3 protein-coding genes and 1 pseudogene are annotated in these 3,000 nt (G+C 39.0%); 1 reads left to right on the top strand and 3 read right to left on the bottom strand.

From position 1 onward, the window contains the following. Positions 1–65: 65 nt before the first annotated feature. Entirely contained in the window at positions 66–629 is a 564-nt protein-coding gene (locus tag ACED41_RS21370) for a tyrosine-type recombinase/integrase (protein WP_371725651.1), read from the top strand. A gap of 229 nt (positions 630–858) precedes the next feature. Here the strand turns inward: ACED41_RS21370 and ACED41_RS21365 are convergent, their stop codons facing one another. The 3 genes and pseudogenes from ACED41_RS21365 to ACED41_RS21355 form a co-directional block, all read right to left on the bottom strand. Continuing rightward, the gene (locus tag ACED41_RS21365; RefSeq protein WP_371725650.1) at positions 859–1,167 is read right to left on the bottom strand and encodes a hypothetical protein; all 309 of its coding nucleotides are present in this window, start codon (positions 1,165–1,167) and stop codon (positions 859–861) included. 71 nt (positions 1,168–1,238) lie between these two features. After that, positions 1,239–2,666, bottom strand: coding sequence for a hypothetical protein (locus ACED41_RS21360; protein WP_371725649.1), 1,428 nt, complete (start codon positions 2,664–2,666; stop codon positions 1,239–1,241). Between the two features lie 236 nt (positions 2,667–2,902). Then, positions 2,903–3,000 (bottom strand): annotated as a pseudogene (locus tag ACED41_RS21355) (IS5 family transposase); the annotation flags it as partial.

Below are 3,000 nucleotides of genomic sequence, written 5' to 3'. Positions count from 1 at the left end.
ACGCTTACCTTTCGCAAGTCCTTGCAGGGCAAGGGGCTTCGTAATCTTGCCCTGACAAATATCCCCTGCAATTTAGAGATTTAACCGTGCTCACCGTCGCTTATGGTACCTTACTTAGAGAGTCAGAAATTGGTGCGATACGCAAAAAGCACATAACAATATTGGATAATTGGGACATTAACATTGAACGTGTTTCATCAAAAACCAGTATTAGCCCAGAGCCGAAGCGGTTAACGGGTCGCTTTGCATCCATTCTTAGGACGTACTTAAAAGAATACTGTAGCAACCTTGAAGACAATGAATTTATCTTTAGTTGGCTCACGCCTAAAGGGTTGAGGCCAGCAGCGTACAGAGAAACGCCGATGTCTGGCATGACCGTTGATAGAATATACCAACGTGCTCATCAATTCTTAGAACAATCAGGTGACGTTGTCACCAGTAAGCGCCATCATCGAGATGTATGGAGTGGTCACTCGAGTCGTGTTGGTGCACTACAAGATGGTTATGCCGCCGGGTTAAGCTTAACTCAATTAATACAGCTTGGGGACTGGAAAAGTGACAGTATGGTACTGAGATACTTAAGAGGCTTAGACAATGACAACAGCCCTAACCTTTTGCTACAAGATTAAACGCGATATACAATCCAACTATCTCAGCGTCCTGGTAAGTAGACACACTAAAAAATCCATTTTGAGACAATATTCAGGTTATAAAACCATTATAAACAATAAGATAGTGATTAATTAAAAATAGCCCTAATTGGTCAGCATAATGGAAGGAATTGATTGCTCGGACGAGCTTTCTTTCTGGGCTAAGCAGCGCCATAAAAACCTGCGTATAGTCGACACACCAAACTCACTATGCCCCTCCCCATGGCCACGCAAGGGCATAATCATATTCCCTAATTAGCCTTGACTCCAACTTGAAATTTCTTATCTCACAGCCATCTGAAAAAACCTCATGCTTAATATAGTGAAAGATTGCTTCTTTTTCTTGTTCAAACGTTGGTGTTCCCATCGCTATTCTTACAATGCGAAACTGAACTGCTTCTTGATATTCTTGATATTCTTGATAGCTTATCGAACTCTCACATCTGATAGGAGACTTGCGTTTCAAGTGAAGATAATCAGCAAAATACAACACTTTATTTTTATTAACTCGCAACATCTAATCTCATTCCTATCAACAAACCTACTGAGCCAAATAATCACACCAATAAGGCAGTAATGCCACACCAACTAAAACATTAAGAAGATATTATCCCCGGTTACTGACCTGATAATGAAAGCGACTGCACTTCCATACTGTATGCCCCAATCTCCGAGGGTTGAGCTGTATTTATTAAGTTGCTCGAATAGAACATTTCCATCCCCAAAGATAGTCTGATTAATTATCATAGGTCCAGCAAAAACAAGACCCCATAAAGCAACACGGGTACATTGATACATCAAAGTTATCCTATTCCCGAACACAAAAACGAGAGCGGAAGTATCAATAAATGAACGGAAATTGAGAACTATACCAACAGCAGAGAAAAGCAATGCTACAAATGGTACGACGAAAACCCGCCCAATATCATCAAGTGCTTCAGGATCGCGACTAGCATTTTTGTATTTTGAAACTAAATTGTCAGGAATCGTGTCTTTATAGTGATGATAGAACTCATGTCCATTTAGGTTTATCGGGAAAACATAGCCATTAGAGAAAATATCAATTCGCTCAGTAATCTTTTTTATGACTGATGGGCTTCTTAAAGGGTTATCTATATGCATTGATTCTACGTTAACACCGTATAGTGCATTTATCGCTTTTTGCTTATTTTTTGTTATTTCATCCCCAAATTGAGAAATATACTTATCCAAAAATTCCTGTTTATCCTTGGTTGGGTGCCAGTTAGTAGACATACGAACACCGGTTTCTTCATAAATTTTATCTTTGATTCTTGTAGTTATACCTGTGTGGCCTAGGATACGAACGTAGCGGTGGTAGTTATTTGCAATCTGATCATGTTCGCTTAAACCTCTGGCACGTAACGTCCGCATCAGTTGATTTGATTGCTGCTCATATTCTTTCAAAAGGGTCTTGATATGCTGGTTAATCGATTGGTACTTTGTGTAGTAATAACGCCAATTATTTTTAAAATCGCTTTGATATATAGAGAGCCAGTAGCTTGGTTTCAATCTGCCACGATCTTCAAATAACTCAGCTTGTCCAATAGCGGCAGGTGTAAAAAATGCTACTTGCACATCAAGCGATGAGCTCCCAGCGTGCTGGCTGTTTATATTAGGAAAAGTGCGCACATTATTAGCATATGACTTTTGAATCATATAAGCTCGATGGTGACGCTTCTTTTCAACTTCTGAGCGAGAGTCAAGATAGTAGTCTACAAATATTTTTTGACTATAAAAAGTAATAGAAAACACAGTAACTACCGCTACGAGCTTTGAAACAAAGGAAAAATCTCTTCTGCCAAGTGCCATTAACTTAAACACCAATAGCGACATTCCAAAGCCAGAAAGCGAACGCCCATAAAGGTCAATATCATCAATGGTGTGGACTTTATCGTAACGAATAGCATTCATTAGGCTAATAAAAAAACTTGTCTCTAGAACTAAGTAGACAATTGAAAACACTAGTATTATACCGGTTAATATTTTCTTGTTCATGTCATTATCTCATGGCGTGACAGATATGGACTTACCCAACCTAAGGCTTGGTTTGAAATGCAACTATATTTATCTTTATAGACATTTTTCATCTGTGATAATTGACAACTCTTCGCTTCCTTAAAGAGGAACTGATAGACAGAAAACGTCTATTAAATTGATTAGTGTTGTTACTTAAGCACGGCGTTGTTGATCAAATCAGCTTGAAGATCAACAACACCATATGTAGCTAGCCGTTAGCTTCTAACGGGCATACCTAGTCCTATGACTTTGTTAATCGCTTTGACATTCGCCATGATTTCGCCCACTTGAGCGTTGTAACATCTCAAGCTCA

This window comes from Vibrio sp. 1F255, from assembly GCF_041439145.1.
Taxonomy (GTDB): domain Bacteria; phylum Pseudomonadota; class Gammaproteobacteria; order Enterobacterales; family Vibrionaceae; genus Vibrio; species Vibrio crassostreae_C.
Note: the sequence above shows the minus strand (reverse complement) of the source record. Positions and strands in the feature narration are given on the sequence as shown.

Coding starts and splice junctions, on each gene's coding strand:
- ACED41_RS21365 (WP_371725650.1), bottom strand. CDS start 1,167: ATGTTGCGAGTTAATAAAAATAAAGTGTTGTATTTTGCTGATTATCTT.
- ACED41_RS21360 (WP_371725649.1), bottom strand. CDS start 2,666: ATGAACAAGAAAATATTAACCGGTATAATACTAGTGTTTTCAATTGTC.